General features: G+C 66.8%; 16 protein-coding genes. 9 read left to right on the top strand and 7 right to left on the bottom strand.

All coding sequences use genetic code 11. The annotated features are described in order from the left end of the window. Positions 1 to 36 precede the first annotated feature (36 nt). Positions 37 to 699: a TetR family transcriptional regulator gene (locus WBP07_RS10530; RefSeq protein WP_395390991.1), complete on the bottom strand. Its 663-nt coding sequence runs from the start codon at positions 697 to 699 to the stop codon at positions 37 to 39. An 85-nt stretch (positions 700 to 784) separates the two neighbouring features. Here WBP07_RS10530 and WBP07_RS10525 point away from each other — a divergent pair, with 85 nt between their 5' ends. Further along, on the top strand, positions 785 to 1,447 hold the full coding sequence (locus WBP07_RS10525; RefSeq protein WP_395390990.1) for an O-methyltransferase: 663 nt from the start codon (positions 785 to 787) through the stop codon (positions 1,445 to 1,447). A 37-nt stretch (positions 1,448 to 1,484) separates the two neighbouring features. Here WBP07_RS10525 and fumC read toward each other — a convergent pair whose 3' ends face one another. Then, the gene (gene fumC, locus WBP07_RS10520) at positions 1,485 to 2,864 is read right to left on the bottom strand and encodes a class II fumarate hydratase (protein ID WP_395390988.1); all 1,380 of its coding nucleotides are present in this window, start codon (positions 2,862 to 2,864) and stop codon (positions 1,485 to 1,487) included. Positions 2,865 to 3,134: 270 nt separating this feature from the next. On the opposite strand from fumC, the gene WBP07_RS10515 reads away from it, so the two are divergent. The 4 genes from WBP07_RS10515 (at position 3,135) to WBP07_RS10500 (ending at position 7,535) form a co-directional block, all read left to right on the top strand. Continuing rightward, positions 3,135 to 4,271: a hypothetical protein gene (locus WBP07_RS10515; RefSeq protein WP_395390987.1), complete on the top strand. Its 1,137-nt coding sequence runs from the start codon at positions 3,135 to 3,137 to the stop codon at positions 4,269 to 4,271. A gap of 354 nt (positions 4,272 to 4,625) precedes the next feature. Continuing rightward, complete coding sequence (locus WBP07_RS10510) at positions 4,626 to 5,816, top strand: lactonase family protein (protein WP_395390985.1); 1,191 nt, start codon at positions 4,626 to 4,628, stop codon at positions 5,814 to 5,816. A 15-nt stretch (positions 5,817 to 5,831) separates the two neighbouring features. Further along, positions 5,832 to 6,197 carry a glutathione S-transferase N-terminal domain-containing protein gene (locus WBP07_RS10505; RefSeq protein WP_395390984.1) on the top strand — a complete coding sequence of 122 codons (366 nt, stop codon included), beginning with the start codon at positions 5,832 to 5,834 and terminating at the stop codon, positions 6,195 to 6,197. Positions 6,198 to 6,425: 228 nt separating this feature from the next. Further along, on the top strand, positions 6,426 to 7,535 hold the full coding sequence (locus WBP07_RS10500) for an IS110 family transposase (RefSeq protein WP_395390983.1): 1,110 nt from the start codon (positions 6,426 to 6,428) through the stop codon (positions 7,533 to 7,535). Positions 7,536 to 7,853: 318 nt separating this feature from the next. Here WBP07_RS10500 and WBP07_RS10495 read toward each other — a convergent pair whose 3' ends face one another. The 5 genes from WBP07_RS10495 to WBP07_RS10475 form a co-directional block, all read right to left on the bottom strand. Continuing rightward, entirely contained in the window at positions 7,854 to 8,294 is a 441-nt protein-coding gene (locus tag WBP07_RS10495; RefSeq protein ID WP_395390981.1) for a hypothetical protein, read from the bottom strand. Positions 8,295 to 8,329: 35 nt separating this feature from the next. Beyond that, positions 8,330 to 9,007, bottom strand: a complete 678-nt coding sequence (locus WBP07_RS10490; RefSeq protein WP_395390979.1) for a cytochrome b/b6 domain-containing protein — start codon at positions 9,005 to 9,007, stop codon at positions 8,330 to 8,332. Then, the gene (locus tag WBP07_RS10485; RefSeq protein ID WP_395390978.1) at positions 9,004 to 9,522 is read right to left on the bottom strand and encodes a c-type cytochrome; all 519 of its coding nucleotides are present in this window, start codon (positions 9,520 to 9,522) and stop codon (positions 9,004 to 9,006) included. Before WBP07_RS10485 ends, WBP07_RS10490 begins: the two co-directional genes overlap by 4 nt. A 128-nt stretch (positions 9,523 to 9,650) precedes the next feature. Then, positions 9,651 to 10,724 carry a 4-oxalomesaconate tautomerase gene (locus WBP07_RS10480; protein WP_395390977.1) on the bottom strand — a complete coding sequence of 358 codons (1,074 nt, stop codon included), beginning with the start codon at positions 10,722 to 10,724 and terminating at the stop codon, positions 9,651 to 9,653. Between the two features lie 121 nt (positions 10,725 to 10,845). Beyond that, a complete protein-coding gene (locus WBP07_RS10475; RefSeq protein ID WP_395390976.1) occupies positions 10,846 to 11,775 on the bottom strand; it encodes a tetratricopeptide repeat protein in 930 nt (309 codons plus the stop codon). A gap of 189 nt (positions 11,776 to 11,964) precedes the next feature. Between WBP07_RS10475 and WBP07_RS10470 the strand changes: the two genes are divergently transcribed. The 4 genes from WBP07_RS10470 to WBP07_RS10455 are packed head-to-tail and all read left to right on the top strand — an operon-like array spanning position 11,965 to position 18,048. After that, positions 11,965 to 14,421 (top strand): cyclic nucleotide-binding domain-containing protein, encoded by a 2,457-nt coding sequence (locus WBP07_RS10470; RefSeq protein WP_395390975.1) that lies wholly within the window; start codon positions 11,965 to 11,967, stop codon positions 14,419 to 14,421. Beyond that, complete coding sequence (locus WBP07_RS10465; RefSeq protein ID WP_395390974.1) at positions 14,421 to 15,296, top strand: hypothetical protein; 876 nt, start codon at positions 14,421 to 14,423, stop codon at positions 15,294 to 15,296. Before WBP07_RS10470 ends, WBP07_RS10465 begins: the two co-directional genes overlap by 1 nt. Positions 15,297 to 15,303: 7 nt before the next feature. Then, entirely contained in the window at positions 15,304 to 17,157 is a 1,854-nt protein-coding gene (locus WBP07_RS10460) for a cytochrome c3 family protein (RefSeq protein WP_395390973.1), read from the top strand. A gap of 42 nt (positions 17,158 to 17,199) precedes the next feature. Next, on the top strand, positions 17,200 to 18,048 hold the full coding sequence (locus WBP07_RS10455; RefSeq protein ID WP_395390972.1) for a metallophosphoesterase: 849 nt from the start codon (positions 17,200 to 17,202) through the stop codon (positions 18,046 to 18,048). The last annotated feature ends 78 nt before the right edge of the window (positions 18,049 to 18,126 follow it).

Raw genomic sequence — 18,126 nt, 5'->3', positions numbered from 1 at the left:
GGAATCGCCTGATGCCTCGGAAACTGCTCTAAGCCCTTACGTGCTTCGGCGCTCGCGGATCCCCCCGTCGCGAGCGCCGAGACTTTCCAGATAGGCGCAAAGCATGTCCGCCATCGCGTCGGACCATGCGACGATCTCTTCCTCGCTGCGCGGGGTTTCCGAAAAGCTCTTGGCCACTTCGCTCAGCGTGGTCTTGATCATCCGCGCGGCCAGATCGCGCGTCTGGTCGGGGGCGTGGGGCAGGGCTTCGGCAAAGAACCGGCGCATCACCCCCTGGCTTCGCGTCCGTGCCGCCTGCGCCTCGGGCGCGTCGCGGTAGAGCGGCGCCGCGTCGCTCAGCGCCTGCCGCAAGTCGGCCTCCGCACATTCGGACCGCACGAAGGAATGGACCAGCCGGCGCACGCGTTCCGGCGGGGTCTGGCCGGTGTCCGACAGGATCGCGCCCAGCAGATCGCGCGTCTCGGTCCATTCCTCGCTCTGCAGGCGGAACAGGATCGCTGCCTTGTTCGGGAAGTACTGGTAGAGCGAACCGATGCTGACGCCCGCGCGCTCGGCCACCCGGGCGGTGGTGAATCGGGTCGCCCCCTCGCTCGCCAGAACCTGAGCGGCAGCTTGCAGGATGGCCTTCACCGTCTCTTCGGATCGGCTCTGACGGGGGCGCTTTCGCGTGGAAATCTGCGGGGTTTCGGCACTGGCCATCGGCGAACTCGGGAATGCGATTAGGAAACGCGATCAATTGTTCATATTTTTCTCCCGGACGCAACGAGGCGTCCTGGAGACCATGATGACCACATTGACCACAACCCCCGTCGCCCCGCTGCTGGCGCGGCTGTTCGAGGAGGCGGATCGCCTGCGCGCCGAAATGTTCCGCGCGTTCGAAGGCATGTCCGAACAGGAAACCACCCGGCTGATGCAGGACAAGACCGCCTGGCGGGAGATGTACGGCACGCTGCGCGAAGTGCCGCTGCCGGTCTCCCCCGAGTCCGGCCGGCTGCTCTACATGCTGGCCCGCAGCGGCAATGCCCGCACGATCGTGGAGTTCGGCACTTCCTTCGGCATTTCCACCATCCACTTGGCGGCGGCGCTGCGCGACAATGGTGGCGGCCTGGTGATCACCACCGAGTTCGAGCCGACCAAGGTCGAAAAGGCCCGCGCGCACCTCGCCGAGGCCGGGCTGGCCGACCTCGTCGAGATCCGCGTGGGGGATGCGCTGGAAACGCTGGCGGAGGGTCTGCCGGACAGCGTCGACCTCGTCCTGCTGGACGGTGCCAAGTCGCTCTATCCCGATGTGCTGGACCGTCTGGAAAGCCGCCTGCGGCCGGGCGCCTTCGTGCTGGCGGACAATGCCGACTATTGCCCCGAATACCTCGCCCGCGTGCGCGCGGCCGATGGCGGCTACCTCTCGGTGCCGTTCGCGGACGATGTCGAACTGTCGATGAAGCTGTGATGGGGAAGGGCGGCCCGATGGCAGGCCGCCCTTTTCGTCAGACCATCGTTTCCGGGCGTACCACGCGGTCGAACGTGGCTTCGTCCACCAGCCCCAGATCCAGCGCCGCCTCGCGCAAGGTCAGGCCGTCGGTGTGGGCGTGCTTGGCGATCTTGGCGGCATTGTCGTAGCCGATTTCCGGCGCCAGCGCGGTCACCAGCATCAGCGATCGCTCCACCAGCTCGGCGATCCGCCTGCGGTTGGGCTCGATCCCGTCCACGCAGCGCTCGGCAAAGCTGACCATGCCGATGGCGAGCAGACTGATCGAGCGGATCACCGCCGATCCTATCAGCGGCTTGAACACGTTCAGTTCGAACGCGCCCTGAAGCCCGCCGACGGTGGCGGCCTGATGGTTGCCGATCACTTGCGCGGCCACCATCGTCAGCATCTCGCACTGGGTGGGATTGACCTTGCCCGGCATGATCGAACTGCCCGGCTCGTTGGCGGGCAAGTCCAGCTCGCCCAGGCCGGAGCGTGGGCCGGAGCCGAGCAGGCGGATGTCGTTGGCGATCTTGGTCAGCGCCACTGCCAGCGTGGAAAGCGTGCCGGAAAGCTGCACCAGCGCATCGTTGCTGGCCAGCGCCTCGAACGTGTTGGGCGCGGGCACGAAGGCCAGCCCGGTCTGCGTCGCAAGGTCCGCCGCCACATCCGCGGCAAAGCCCTTGGGCGCGTTGAGCCCGGTGCCCACTGCCGTGCCGCCCTGCGCCAGCCGCAGCACGCCCTGTTCGGCATGAACCAGCCGCTCCCGCGCATCGCGCAGCTGCTGGACGTAGCCGGAAAACTCCTGCCCCAGAGTCAGCGGCGTCGCGTCCTGCAAGTGGGTGCGGCCGATCTTCACCACGTCGGTCCAAGCTTTCGCCTTGGCGTCCAGCGACTGGGTCAGCCGTTCCAGCGCGGGCAGCAGCGCCCGTTCCACTTCCACCGCCGCCGCCACATGGAGCGCGGTGGGGAAGCTGTCGTTGGACGATTGCCCGCGATTGACGTGATCGTTCGGGTGGACCGGATCCTTGCCGCCGCGCTTGCCCGAAAGCAGCTCATTGGCGCGGCCGGCGATCACCTCGTTGACGTTCATGTTGCTCTGGGTGCCCGATCCGGTCTGCCAGATCACCAGCGGGAACTGATCGTCCAGCGTGCCGGAAATCACTTCGGCGGCGGCAGCCTCGATCGCCTGCGCAAGCCCGGCGTCCAGCCCGTGCTTCGCATTGACCCGCGCGGCGGCCAGCTTCACGCGGGCCAGGGCGTGGACGATGGCGATCGGCATCCGCTCTGTCGGGCCGAAGGGGAAATTGTGCAGGCTGCGTTCGGTCTGCGCGCCCCAATAGGCGGTGGCGGGGACGTCGATCTCGCCAATGGAGTCGGATTCGCGACGGAATTCCATGAGCAAAGGCTCCTTTATCGCCGCGCCCGCGCGAGGTGGGAGAGAGGGGGCGCGGCGATAACCTAAGTATCGGAACGGGCAGGCGCAACGGCTGTTGCGTGGTGCTTGTGTGCTTGCGTCACACAGATTTGAATCGTGCCGGCGATGATTGAAGCCGGTCCCGGTGCGATTGCCGAAGGGGTGGGCGCCGGGCAGGTCCGCTCACACCAAGCATCCAGCAATCGGAGCATACGGGTCGTGAGAAGGATTTCGGGCGGGTTCCGCCCCGGCGTGGCTATTGCAGTCATCGCCGCGATGGCATTCGCGAACAGCATTCCGGCCATGGCGCAGGACGCGCAGACGGATACGAACGATCAGGCGGCCCTCCCACCGTCACCTCCCGCACAGGCAACTCCCGCACCGGCGACGCCGTCCGCCGCCATGCCCGGTTACGGCATTGCCGATTTCATGCGCACCTTCGCGGGCGTGGGCATCATCGGCGAAATGAACTCGTCGGAGACCTACGGCGCCGTGCAGCAGCGCATCGGCCAGTACACCGCCCACGCGCAGGCCGCGCAGTATGGCGACGACCTTAGCCATGTGCGTGACAATGCCACGTCCTACGTGGTGCCCGCGCATGTCACGTTCGAACTGCCGGGGGATGGCAACACGCTGCTCAAGGTGGGCGGCGCGGCGATCTATGCGCGCGGCAACGAAAGCGCGCCCACCGATCAGGACAGCGACGGCTACAACTTCCTGGCCGAAGTGCTCCGCCGTATCGCGCCCAACCAGGCGATCGGCGTCGGCTTCGCCACCGAAGTCACCGACGTGGACTTGAAGGACAGCGGCGGCCACATCGACAGCCGGGGCACCGGCGTCCGGCTGGACTACGTAAATCGCCTCAGCCCCACCACCGGACTGGCCGTGCGCGCGATCGTGCTGGACGGCCGCGACGTGACCGGGATGCCCGGCATTCCCACCGCCCGGCAGAAGTGGCGCCGCTACTTCACCGAGGCGAAGCTGATGAAGACGCTGGACCATCGTAATGCCGGCTTCGTTCCCGAAGGCTGGTTCCTGCGTCCGGCGGTGGAGGCGGTCTATCAGGCCTCGCGCGGCTACGGATCGAACCCGGCTGAGGACGAGAACTACGGCTTCGTCGAGGGCAGTCTGCGGCTGGAAAAGCAGGAATTCCGCAACTGGCACTTCGCCCCTTATGTCGAGGCCGGACTGATCCGGGAGTTCGTGCAGGATATCAGTCCCAAGGGCCAGGATGCCGGTAACGATCCGACCGTGCTCTACAGCAAGATCGGCGGCTCCACGCGGCTTGGCGGGCATGGGCGGCTGGACCTCTATTATGCCCGGCGGGATGGCGCGAAGGGGATCTACAACCAGCAGACGATCAACCTGCTGATTTCCATAGATATCTAGGACGCAGGCGCGCGCCTGTGATTGTTCGGCGGGAACCACTATTGCGCCCAACCACTCCGTCGCCCCCGCGAAGGCGGGGGCCCCGCTTTCTTGGAGTTTACGCCGAGGCTCGGAGATCTTGCGCACCGGCGAAATCTCTGGGCCTCGGCGCGCTTTAGAAGAACAAGCGGGATCCCCGCCTTCGCGGCGATGACGGGTGTGTCTGGGTGAAATGCTGGAGCAGGCGGCGGAAACTCCATCGAGGGTGCGCACACCCTTAGATTCCGCTCCTTCCCCGATAGATTGCGCACGCCGCTGTGGCTCCGCTCGCGGGGCTCGGCTAGCCTGCGGGGAACGATCGGAAAAGGATGCGGGATGAAAGCGAAACTGTGGGCCACGGCGCTGTGCGGGATGGCGGGCTGGACACTGGCCGGATGCGCCACGGTATCCACGCCGCAGGCACAGACACACCAGGCACAAACACAGACGCAAACGCTGGCCTATGTGGGCACGCAAGGCAGCGGACCGGGGCAGGGCGTGGTCGCGGTAAAGCTCGATCCGAAAAGCGGCGCGCTGTCCTCGCTCGGCGTGGTGGCCGAAGTGGACCGGCCGACCTGGGTATTGGCCGATCCCGCGCATCACCGCCTCTTCGCGGTGAGCGAGACGGGCAATGACGGCGTCACGCACGGCACTGTGTCCGGCTTCGCCTACGACCCCGCAACCGGCGCGCTGACGCCCCGGGGCAAGGCGGATTCGGGCGGCGGCGGGCCGACCCACCTCGCGCTATCCGCCGACGGCCGCACGCTGTTCGTCGCCAATTACGGCACCGGACAAGTCGCCGCGGTCCCGGTGGCGGCGGACGGCACGCTGGCGGACCAGCCTGCCAGCGTCGAGACCCACCTGGGATCCGGCCCGCACAAGCGCCAGAAAGGACCGCACGCGCACGGGGTGACGCTCGATCCCTCCGGCCGCTGGGTGCTCTCACCCGATCTCGGCGCGGACAAGGTCTTCGTCTACCGTTTCGATGCCGCTAAACACACGCTCTCGCCAGCGCCGGAGCCATTCGCGACGCTGCCGCCCGCATCCGGCCCGCGCCACATCGTCTTCGCGCCGGATGGCCGCCATGCCTTCCTGGTCACCGAAATGGGCGGATCGATCGTCAGCTTCGCCTGGGACGCGCGGCAGGGGCGGCTGACGCAAGTGGCGGCCGTCTCGCTCGATCCCGCGGACTTTGCGGGCACGCGCAGCGGTTCCGAAATCGCCGTCTCGCGCGATGGGCGCTTCCTCTATGCCGGCAACCGCGCGACAAACCGCGTGCAGGTCTATGCCGTGCGGCGGGACGCCACGCTCACCGCTATCGACAAGGTCGATAGCGGTGGGCAGGTGCCGTGGGGCCTCTCGCTCTCGGGCGATGGCAAGTGGATGGTGGTCACCAACCAGGGGGGCGCGCAAGGATCGGGCAATCTCGCCGTCTTCGCGGTGGACCGTGCCAGCGGCAGGCTGACCGCCACGGGCGGCGGCCTTGAATTGGCCAAGCCCACCTCCATTTCCTTCACCGACCGGTGAAGCCGAGGAAAAGCCATGTCTGACAATACTTTCCGTCCCGTCCTCTACCTCAAGGCGACGTGCCCGCATTGCCTGAAGCTGCGGATATTCCTGCTGGAAGCGGACCTGCTCGACCAGTTCGAACAGCGCGTGTTCGCAGCGGGGGACGCCAACGAAGCGGCCATCCGCGAGGAACTGGCGCCGCATTTCGAAAAGGTGACGTTCCCCACCGTCCAGTACGCTCCGGGCGAGTACATGAACGATTCCGACGCGATCATTGCCCACTACGCCGAAGCGGAAACGATCGATCGTGCGGACCTGCCGATCTTCGGCACTTATGCGAACAGCGTGTTGCCGAACTACATGGCGGTGCGGAAGGAACTGCGGGCGTTGAAGGGGTAAGGCGTGGGATGGAGTGCAGGCGCGGCGTCTGTCCACCCCGCTGCGACTAGGTTCGCCTGCGGCTCTCCAAGTCTCGCGGCCCTCCCGCTTGCGGGAGGGCAGGGTTGCCCTGTCGTTTCGGATTAGACCGTATGTCCGCCATCGGCATGCAGGGTGGCTCGCCCTACACTGTGCTTCCGAGGGTTGCTCGGGCCGGCCGAGCCGATCCTCATCGCAGGAGGACGAGCCGTGGAGAACTATACAGGTGTTTTCGTCGGAATCGACGCCGCCAAGTCGCGCAATGCGATCGCGATCGCTGATAACGAGCGAGGAGGTGAAGTTCGGTATCTGGGCGAAGTTGACGCGTCGCCTGACTCGATGCGGCGTGTCATACAGCGGATTGTAGACAAGCATGGTGGCGCCCATTTTTGTTACGAGGCGGGGCCTACGGGTTACGGCCTCTACCGCCTCATCAGATCCATGGGCCATCCGTGCGAAGTCGTGGCGCCATCATTGATCCCCAGAAAGCCGGGCGACAGGATAAAGACCAACAGGCGGGATGCGGTGGGTCTGGCGAAGCTGCTTCGCGCGGGAGAACTTACGCCAGTATGGGTCCCAGACGAGGGCCATGAAGCGATGCGCGATCTGGTTCGCACGCGCACTGCGGCGGTCGAAGCTCAGCGCGTGAACCGCCAACAAGTCAGTGGTTTCATGTTGAAGCATGGGCGGATTTATCCGCGCAAGGTTGCGTGGAGCATGCGCTACCTCCGCTGGCTTCAGGAGCAACGCTTCGATCATCCTGCGCACCAAATCGCTTTGCAGGAACTCGTTGATGCTGTTCGGGTGTCCACGGAACGGATCAAACGGATTGAAGCGGCAATAGAGGAGTTCCTGCCTGCCTGGTCGCTAGCGCCGGTTGTTCGAGCTCTTCAAGCCTTGCGCGGCGTAGACCTGATTGTTGCCGTCACCTTCGCAACCGAGATTGGCGATGTGCGTCGCTTCGACAGTCCCCGCCAACTGATGGGCTATGTCGGCTTGGTACCGAGCGAACGCTCCACGGGCGATACAATCCGGCGAGGCGGCATCACAAAGGCTGGCAATAAACGCGTCCGTCACATGCTCGTGGAAAGCGCGTGGAGCTATCGCATGCCCCCACGGGTTGGACCTAAGAAGCTCTACCGCCTCGAACAAACCACCCCTGAGGTGCGTGAGATCGCATGGAAGGCCCAGAGCCGGCTGACCTCCCGCTATCGGACACTAAGCGCCAGAGGCAAGAAATCGACTGTCGTGTGTGCAGCGATCGCCCGCGAACTGGCGGGGTTTATGTGGGCAGTCGCCCGGGAGGCGCAGCCCGCTTGAGATAGACCGCCACCACCGCGCACAGGCGGGGGTGGGACCACGGCAGGGGAACATCCGTCAGCGCTATGTGGCCGGCATCGCCGACGCCCGATGTTAGACAGGATAAGCCCCGGACGCAAAATCGGGAATGCGGTATCCAACCCGCGTATCAGAGCTTGATCACCGACGTCTCTCAGGTCCCTCCCCCACCTATGCGCGGCTGACTATAGGCCGCTCACCAGGGCGAACGCTTCCGCGTGCTTGAAACGTTGACAGCGGACATCAGAGCGCTGTTACTCCCCTCCCGCAGGCGGGAGGGGCTGGGGGTGGGGCCGCGCGTCAGTGCCCCTCAAGCACGGCTTGGTCCGCCTCGTGATTCATCAGGCGTTCGATGCCGATGCGGAATGTATCCAGCTCCGCGTAGCTCGTCAGGAATTCGCCCATCACGCGGTTGTGGGGGGCTAAATCGTCCGCCACCACGAACCGGACGGCCAGTTCGCCTCGACTATTGGCAGGGGCGATCTCAAGGCGCAGGATCAAATCGTCGCCTTCCTGCCTGTTGCAGCCCCATTGGGCCACGATGGGACTGCCGGTCGCTATGGGAAAAGCGGAGAGGGCTTCTCCAAATTGCTTCACGTCCTGCCATTGAACCCAAAAGGCGCCGGTGCCCGAGAAACGATCCGTCCGGACGTCGATGGAGAGGCGACCAAAATCGTCGCGCACCTCCGCGGCGTCGAAGAAGCTGGAATCATAGCGGTATCGCAGGGTAAGCTTGTTCATATCCCCGGTCGGTCGCGGCGCAGGACTATTCGGCCCTACGCCTTCACCCCGCTCCAGATCGCCCAGCCGATCAGCCACGCCGCTACCACGCAGGCGATGAACCGCCAGGCCGGCGCGCGCACCAGTCCCGTGGTGCCGGCGGGCAGCACGCGCTTGCCGGTCACCATCGGCGCGATCAGGTCGTCGCGCTTCACCAGCCGATAATAGAGCACCGCGACGATGTGCAGCGCGATCAGCGCCAGGATCAGATAGAACACCACCCCGTGCAGGCTGGTCGCCCGGTCCGACGTGGTGAACGAGACGAGGTGGTTCAGCGGCCCGGTCACGCCGTCGTCCTCGTCCCCCGAGAACAGGCCCAGCGTGACTTGCAGGCTCATCAGCCCCAGCAGCGCGATCACGCTCCATCCGCCGGCCGCGTTGTGGCCGGCGGTGGGCATGGCTTTCGCCTTGCCGCGAAAATGCCCCAGCACTGCGCCGGGACCCCGCACGAACGCCGAAAAGCGTGCGGTCGATCCGCCCACGAAGCCCCACAGGATGCGGATCACCAGCAGTTGCAGCAGCACCGTGCCGATCTGCATGTGCAGCGCCATCCTGTCGTTTTCCGCCGTCCACCATAGCGCCGGGATCAGCACCACGAAGGCCCAGTGGATGAAACGGACGGGAAGATCCCAGAGCGGCGTGCGGACGCCGGCGCTATCCGGCGCCGCGCTCACTTGTCCTTCTTCCGGAACTGCTCGTGGCAGCCCTTGCAGGCGCCGCCGATGTTGCCCATCGCCTTGGCCGTTGCGGCAAGGTCCTTGGCGTCGGCAGCGGTCTTGAGTTCGTCGGCCGCGCTGGCGAGCTTCGCGGCGGCGGCCTTGAATTCGCCGTTCTTCTGCCAGATCACCGGCAGGGCTTCGGTCTTCGAACTGGCGTCCGGGCCGGTGCCTTCGGGGAAGAAGCCGACGATCTTGCCCGCATCTTCCTTGATCGAGGCAGCGGCGGAGGATGCGGTGGCGAAATCGGGCGGGGTGCTTTCCAGCGCGGCCTTGGCCACCTTGTTCGACTTGCCGATGTCCTTGAAGTTCGCCTTGCGCTCCTTGACGATGGCGCCGACGTCCACGGCGGAATCGGATGCGCTGGCGGAACTGTCCGGCGCGGTCTGCGGGCCCTTGCAGGCGGAAACGGCAAGAAGAGTGGCAATCGATGCCGCGAGGACGAGTTTCGAGGCCGAGGGCTTACGGGTCATGGCGCAACTCCTGTCAGGCGGGACACTTATGAATCCCTTGAAGCCCTGATAACGCGGAATGTTGCGCTGCGGCGAGCGTTTTTTGGAGTTAGTGCCTGTCCTGGATAGGTTTTCCGGCGGCGTGTTGCTCAGCCGGCGAAAACCACCCCGTCCATCAGCTTGCGCGCGGTGCGAAGGAGGGCGGCGCTCACGACGGCGCCGCCCTCGTCCACTTCGAGGACACAGGACATTTCTCCGGTCGGATGTTCGACCGATAGCGTCTTGCGGCGACCCTCGGGGCTAATGGCGACTTCGGCGGCGGGCGAGCCTTCGATCAGGCAGGCCGTCGCCACCGACACGGCGCCCAGCACGCCGATCGTGGCGTGGGCGCGGTGGGGAATGAAACTGCGCACGGTCACCGCACCGCCATGCTTCGGCGGGGCGACCAGCATCATCTTGGGAACCGACTTGTCCTTGACGTCGCCCAAGTTCATCCGCTCGCCCACGGCAAGGCGGATGGCCTCGATCTTCGCCTTCAGCTCGGTATTGGCGTCCAGGCTCTCGCGGTCTTCGTAACCGGTGATGCCGACGTCTTCGGCCTTCATCACCACGCAGGGCATGCCGTTGTCGATCAAGGTCACGCGCACGCCGTTCACTTCGTCCACGGCATTGCCGGTGGGCAGCAGCGCGCCGCAGGAGGAGCCGGCAGTGTCGCGGAATTCCAGCGGAATCGGGGCGTGGCTGCCGGGCACGCCGTCGATCCTGGCATCACCCTTGTAGGTCACGACACCGCCCGGCGTCTGCACGGTGGCGACGGCAACCTGGCCGGTGTTTTCCATGAAGATGGCGACGTTGGTTTCGTCGCCCTTGGCCGCGATCAGCCCGCGCTCGATGGCGAAGGGGCCGATGCCGGCCAGGATGTTGCCGCAGTTCTGCTGGTCGCTGACAAGTGCCTGATCGACGAACACCTGCAGGAACAGGTAGTCGACATCGATACCTTCGCGGGTGGACTTGGAAACGACCGCGACCTTGCTGGTCAGCGGATCGGCGCCGCCCATGCCATCGATCTGGCGCGGATCGGGGGAGCCCATGATGGAAAGCAGGAACGCGTCGCGCGCGGCCGGATCGGCGGGAAGTTCGTGCTTGAGGAAGTAGCCGCCCTTCGAAGTGCCGCCGCGCATCCACATGCAGGGCACGCCCTCGATTTCGCGTTCTTCACTCATGGCGGACTCCCGGCAAGATCGATTCGAAGATGGGCCACATGCCCTTCATGACGCGCGAAGGGGAAGCCGGTTGCGGGGCGCGGCGATTGGTTCTGGCTAATCCTGGAGACGCGGAAAAGCCTCAGCGAATGCCCAGCACTTCCGCCTGCTGGCGTAAATCCGTGGCATGTGAAGGGTTTGCGGCGATAGCATCGGTGAGGGCCTTGCGCGCCTTGTCCGCCTCTCCCAGCGTCATCCGGCTGCGCATCAGCATGATCCAGCCGTCCACGTTGGACGGATCGGCGGCAAGGCGCGCCTCCAGCTTGGCGACCATGCCGTCCGCCATCGCCCGCTGTTCGTGCGGGGCAAGGCGGGCGGCGGCGGCGATATCGCCCGCATTGGGGCCGGGAATGCCCTGTGCGGCCAGCGGCATCTCCTGCGCATGCGGCAGGGCGGCGGCGGGCAGGGCCTGCATGGCCGCCAGTTTCGCCTTCACGTCCAGATGGTTGATGGTGGCGACCTGATCGATCGTGCGGATCAGATCGCCGCGCCAGGGGGCGTCGGCAGGGCTGTCGCGCAGCAGCGCCAGCCAGTCGTCCAGCGCGCCGGCATGGTCGCCGTCCAGATCGCGCTTCACCGCCAGGAAATAGCGCGCGCGGGGATCGGCCTTGTCCAAAGCGGCGGCCTTGCGGAACGCCTCCAGCGCGGGGGCGGGCATCGGGTCATGCTCGCTGGCCATCACCCGCGCTTCGCCCAGCGCGGACCACAGCACTGCCTTGTCCGGCGCGATGGCGGCGGCGCGGGCATAGGCATCCGCCGCTTCGCCGTAGCGATTCTGTGCGAAGTAGGCGAAGCCCAGCTTCTGCCATGCCGTGGCGTCCGTGGGCGCATTGCGGGTGGCCTGTTCCAGCGTGCCGATCGGGTCCGCAGTGGCGGCAGGGGCCAGCGCATTCGCGTCTGGCGACGCGTCCGCCGGCTTGCGCCCGTGCCACACCGCCGTGCCCACCGCCCCCGCGGCAATCAGCCCGGCGACGACCAGCGCCACGCGCTGGACCCCGATCTTCCCCCCCATATTCGACAAGCCCCCTGTTGAATCCTCGGCAAAACCGATCCATGAGAGCGCCTGTCGGCCCCACGGGGGGCATGTCGGACACTCGCGCGAGCAGATGCGGAATTTCGCCGCACTTTGCAATCGGGGGGCAAATGGACGGCATGGCGATGGCCAAAGCTATGGCTGTCGCGGCTCGACAGGGGGAATGCAGTGACCGATCGCGTCCGACTGGCCATCGTTGGCTCGGGCCCCGCCGGCATGAGTGCGGCGGGCCGTGCTGCTGCGCTTGGCATGAGCCACGTCCTGCTGGAAAAGACCGACCACCTGTCGGACACGATCTTCAAGTACCAGAAGGGCAAGCACGTGATGGCGACGCCCGCCTCGCTGGTGCTGCGGTCGGACTTCGGGTTCGACGCCGGCAAGCGAGAGGCGGTGCTGGGCACCTGGGACGATGACGCCGCCGCGCTGGGCATCCACGTGCGCTACAATGCCGAAGTCACCGCCATCGAGGGGGAGAAGGGCGCGTTCGAACTCGTCCTGAAGGATGGCACCCGGATCGCGGCGGAGGCGGTGATCCTGGCCATCGGCACGCAGGGCAATCCCAACCGGCTGCGCTGCGCCGGCGCGGACCTGCCGCATATCCAGTACCAGCTGGACGATCCGGGCGAATATGTGGACGAGCATATCACCGTGGTCGGTTCCGGCGACGCGGGGATCGAGAACGCGCTGGGCCTTGCCGCCGATCCGGCGCAGGGCAACGTGGTCACCATCCTCAATCGCGGCACCGAATTCGCCCGCGCCAAGGAAGGCAACGTCACCCTGCTGGCAGAGGCGGAGGCGGCGGGCCGCATCCGCGTGCGGCACGAAACGACGCCGGCCGAAGTGCGGGCCGGGGAAATGGTGCTGGATACGCGTGACGGGCAGGAGACGATCCGCTGCGATCGCATCATCGCCCGCACCGGCTCCGCCCCGCCGCGCAAGTTCGTGGAAGACTGCGGCATCCTGTTCACCAGCCCGGAGCGGGAGGCGTTTCCCGTCCTCTCCCCACAGTTCGAGACGACGCGGCCCGGCATCCACGTGATCGGCGCGCTGGCGGGTTATCCGCTGATCAAGCACTGCATGAACCAGGGCTACGACGTGGTCGAGTTCCTGAACGGCAATACCGCGCTGAAACCGGCGGACGAACCGATCCTGGCCGAAAAGTTCGCACCGCTTCCCGGTAGCGTAAATGGCGATCGGGGTGTCGACGAATGGCTCACCCTGTTCGGAGAGCGGATCGAGATCTTCCGAGAGATTTCGGCGCTGCAACTGCGTGAGATCATGCTCGATTCCGCCGTGCGCGCGGTGCCGAAGGGGCAGCCGGTGTTCCTGCGGCATGAGCCGGGCTCCTCGCTCTTCGCCATCGCCGAAGGATCGGTGCTGGTGGAAGTGAACAAGGACGATCCTTCGATCACCGTGCCGATCGGCGAAGGATCGATCTTCGGCGAAGTGGGCCTGATCTCCGGCCGTCGGCGCGGGGCGACGGTGCGCGCGGGCAGCGACATCGTCGTCGTCGAACTGCCGCGCGCGGCCGCGCTGAAGCTGATGGCTACCGCGCCCGCCGCCGCGCGCGCGGTCAACCGTATCTCGATCGAGCGGCAATTGCTGCAGATCTTCGGATCGGGCCTGACGCCGGACGATATCGCCGAACTCGTCGCCGGGGCCGAAGTGGTGGAGGCGCGCGCGGGCGAAGTGGTGATGAAGGAAGGGGCCGAGGGCACCGACATCTTCATCATCCGCCGTGGATCGATGGTGGTGGAGCGGGAGATTGCCGGAAAGCCGGTGTTCCTCAGCTATCTGCCCGCCGGATCCTACGTGGGCGAAATGGCGGTGATCGACGGATCGCGCCGCTCCGCCACGGTGCGTGCGGCGATCCGTTCCGAACTGATCCGCCTGCCGGGCGAGGCTTTCGTGCGCCTGCTGGACCGCAAGCCGCAGTTGCGCAGCAAGGCGCTGGGCGAGATGGAGCGCCGGCGAGAGGTCAATGCCTTCATCGAAGGGCGCAAGGAGAACTTCTCCAGCGTGGTCGACATGTATTCGCAGACCGCGCAGTTCCTGGTCGACAACGGCATCGGCGAGGCGACCGACGTACTGCTGATCGACGAGAAGCTCTGCGTCGGCTGCGACAATTGCGAGAAGGCCTGCGCGGACAGCCACGACGGCCTCTCCCGCCTGGACCGGGAAGCGGGGACGACCTACGCGCATCTCCACGTGCCCACGTCCTGCCGCCACTGCGAGCATCCGCACTGCATGGCCGACTGCCCGCCCAACGCGATCCGGCGCGGGCCGGACGGCGAAGTGTTCATCGACGAGACTTGCATCGGCTGCGGCAATTGCCAGCGCAACTGCCCCTATGGCGTGATCCGGATGGACGCGGTGCTGCCGAAGAAGCCCTCGCTTCTCTCTTGGATGTTCCTGGGGCGCGGGCCGGGGCCGGGCGAGCCGGACAAGCTGTGGCGCAAGAAGCATGCCGGTCCTGCCGAACAGCCGAAGAAGGCGATCAAGTGCGACATGTGCGCGGGGATCGACGGCGGCCCGTCCTGCGTGCGCGCCTGCCCGACCGGGGCGGCGATCCGCGTCTCGCCCGAAGCGTTCCTGAGCGTCGCGCGGCTGGGGGAGGAGGGCTGATGGCGACCACGCCCCTGCGCTCTAACCGGGCCAACCCGGCCAACCGGGCCAACCGGGAGGTGACGAGCAGCCACGAAGGTTTCCTGCGCCATCGCCGCTTTCGCTGGGCGAAGCTGGCGGGCGCGCTGTGCCTCGTTTCCATCGCCGCCTATCTGCTCACCGATCCCACGCCGCGGCCGGGTGGGGGCACCTGGCTGGGCTATACGCTGGGCACGATCGGCGCGCTGCTGATCGTCTGGCTTTCGGTGCTGGGCATCCGCAAGCGGGCGATCACGCCGGGGCGCTGGTCGCTGAAGGCGTGGACATCGGCGCATGTCTATCTGGGCCTCTCGCTGGTGGTGGTGGGGACGCTGCACACCGGCTTCCAGCTGGGCTGGAACGTCCACACGCTGGCCTATGCGCTGATGATGCTGGTGATCGCCTCGGGCCTGTTCGGGGTCTGGGCCTATGCCTCGCTGCCCGCTGTGCTGAGTTCCAATCGCGAGGGGATGACGCAGGGCCAGATGGTGGAGGCGATGCGCGCGCTGGACCGCCAGCTGGACGAAGCCGCGCAGCCGCTGGCCCGGCGGGAGGCCGATCTGGTGCTGGTGGCGCTGGCGCAGGACCCGTTTGCAGCGGGGCTGTGGCGGCGGCTTTCGGGCACCTATCCGCGCTGCGCCACGCAGCGGGCCATCGCCGGGCTGGACGCCGCCGATCCCGATGTGGAGCGCGTGGAAAAGCTGATGATGCGCCGCAAGGCGATGCTGGACCGGCTGCGGCGGCACATGCGGCTGAAGGCGCTGCTGGAAGTCTGGCTCTACGTCCATGTGCCGACGACGATGGCGCTGCTTGCCGCGCTGACCGCGCACATCGTTTCCGTGTTCTTCTACTGGTGAGCCGCGCGTGACCTTCCGCATCCGCCAGATCGAACGCACCGCCGCCGGGCGGGAGATCGTGCGCGACCGCGATGTCGCGGGTGATACGCTTTCCATCGGCCGCCTTGCCGACAACGACCTGCACTTGCCCGACCTTGCGGTGGAGCCGCGCCACGCCGTGCTCACGCTGGCCGCCGAGGGGCGCGTGCGCGCGGAAGCGGCGGGAACGCTGGGTTTCGTCCTCGATGGCAGTGAGACGCGGGCGGCCACGATCGATCCGAACGTCGGCGGCGAACTGGGCTTCGGCACCTATCGCCTGACCTTGGGCCGCGATGCCGACGGCGCCGTACTGCTGACCGTGCGCAAGGGAGAGGGCGCGACCACCCGCTCGGGCGACCTGGAAGGCAAGCGCGGCTTTTCGCTGCAAGGCGTGGTGCCGGGCAAGCGCTGGGTTTCCTGGACGCTGGCGCTGGCGATCCTGGTGGCGTTCCTTGCGGTGCCGATCGTCAGCAATCTCACGCGCAATGTCCAAGGGGCGCCCGACAAGGGCGTGATCGGGGACAGGAGCTGGAACCCCGGCGAACTCAGCCTGGCCCACCATACCCTGACCGACCGCTGCGAGACCTGCCACGTCAAGCCGTTCGAGCCGGTGGGCGATGCCACCTGCCGATCCTGCCACAAGGCGGTGCATGACCATGCCGATCCGGCGCGCCTGGCCGCTGCACGCGGCAACCTGCCGCTGGGTGAGCGGGCGCTGTGGTCCGTCGCCCACGCCTTCGGGCACGAGGGGCCGGGCGCCTGCCGCGATTGCCATGTCGAGCACCAGGGCGCGACGCGCATGGCCGAACCGGCCCAGCAGTTCTGCGCCGATTGCCACGGTGCGCTGAAGGACAAGCTGCCCGATACGCGGCTGGGCAATGCGGCGGACTTCACGCGCCTGCACCCGCAGTTCACGGCCACCGTGGTCACTGACGCGATGAGCGGGAGGACCGCCGAACGCACGCTCGATACGCCGCTGAGCGAGGACAACGGGCTGGCCTTCCCGCATCGCCTCCACCTCGATCCGCGTGGCGGCGTGGCGCGCATGGCGATGAATGTTGGCCTTAAAAACGCTAACGATGCACGCGGCTATGGCGCGAACGGCCTCCAGTGCAAGGACTGCCACCGCCCGACCGAGGACGGCGTGCGCTTCCAGCCGATCAAGATGGAGCGCGATTGCGAAGGCTGCCACTCGCTTGCCTATGACCGCGTGGGCGGGATCGTCCGTCGCCTGCGGCATGGCGACGTGGAGCAGCTGGCCGCCGACCTTGCCGCCGCGCGCTGGACCCCGCGCGCCTTCATGTCCTCCCGCCCTGCCGCCGCGCAACTGGGTGCACGGCGCCGGCCGGGCGTCTATGGGGACGCTGGGCCCTACCAGTTCCGTTATAGCCAGCCGGTGCAATCGACTTGGCCGGGGCTGACGCTGGCCTCGGCGTTGTCCGGCAAGGGCGTCTGCGGCGAATGCCATCGTGCCGCCACTATCGACGGCAAGCCGGGCGTCGTGCCGGTGCATCAGCCGATGCGCTACATGACCAAGGGCTGGTTCGATCACGCCGCGCACCGGCAGGAAAGCTGCACCAGCTGCCACGCCGCGCCGAAGTCTGACCGCGCGTCGGACGTCTTGCTGCCGGGCATCGCGCAGTGCCGCACTTGTCACGTGGGCGCCGGTCAGGGGGTGACGCTGCTGCCGGGACCGGCCAAAGTGCCGTCCACATGCGCGATGTGCCACGGTTTCCACGGAGTATCGTCGGGATCGCGCCGCGCCATGCCGCGCGACGCGGTGCATGCCTTTGAATTGCCGGTAACCACGGGCGTCAACACGCCGGACAGATCGGGCGCCTAGGGTCAGGACCTATAACGAAAACACGCCTTCGGGAGATTCGCATTGCTGATTGCCCAAGTGACGGACATCCATATCGGCTTCGACCGGGGCAACCCGGAGGAGTTCAATGTCCGCCGCCTGCTGGCGGTGCTGCGGCGCATTGCCGAAAGCCCGCAGCGGCCGGACCTGCTGCTGCTTTCGGGCGACCTGACCGAACATGGCGACGCCGAAAGCTATGCGCTGCTGGCGCGGCTGGTGGAAAGCTGCCCGATCCCCGTGGCGCCGATGACCGGCAATCATGACTTGCGCGGGCCGCTGCTGGCGGCGTTCCCCGATTGCCCCAGCCATCAGGGCTTCGTGCAATATGCGATCGAGCTGAAAGGCCTGCGCGTGCTGGTGCTCGATTCGCTGGAGGAAGGGCGCCACGGCGGCGGCTTCTGCGATGTCCGCGCGGCTTGGCTGGCCGCCGAACTGGCCGCGCATCCGGCCACGCCCACGGTGATCGCGCTGCACCACCCGCCGTTCGAAAGCGGCATCGGCTGGCTGGACTGCGATGCGCGCGAACCCTGGATCGCCCGGCTTGCCGCCGCGCTGGACGGGCATGGGCAAGTCGTGGGCCTGATCGCCGGGCATCTGCACCGGCCGATCCACACGCTGTGGAACGGCATTCCCGCCACCGTCTGCGGATCGAGCGCCGCCCCGGTTGCGCTGGACCTGACGCCGCTGGACCTGGCCCACCCGGACAAGCGCGCGATGATCACCGACGAGCCGCCGGTCTACGCGCTGCACTACTGGAACGGCACGCGCCTGATCTCGCACATGGAGCAGGGTGGGGAGATCGCCGTGCTGGCCCGTTACGACTCTGCGTTCCATCCCGTAGTGCAAACCATTGCGGATGAACGCCCCGAGTAAAACGTCATGCCGTGGCCGGTTACTGCATCCATTTCGGACTAATCTGACGCGCAGCATACTTACTGATTTCCGGCATCC

The sequence above is a fragment of the Novosphingobium oxfordense genome, assembly GCF_044029435.1.
Taxonomy (GTDB): Bacteria; Pseudomonadota; Alphaproteobacteria; order Sphingomonadales; family Sphingomonadaceae; genus Novosphingobium.
The sequence above is the reverse complement of the archived record's forward strand: the minus strand, read 5'-3'. Positions and strand labels throughout refer to the sequence as shown.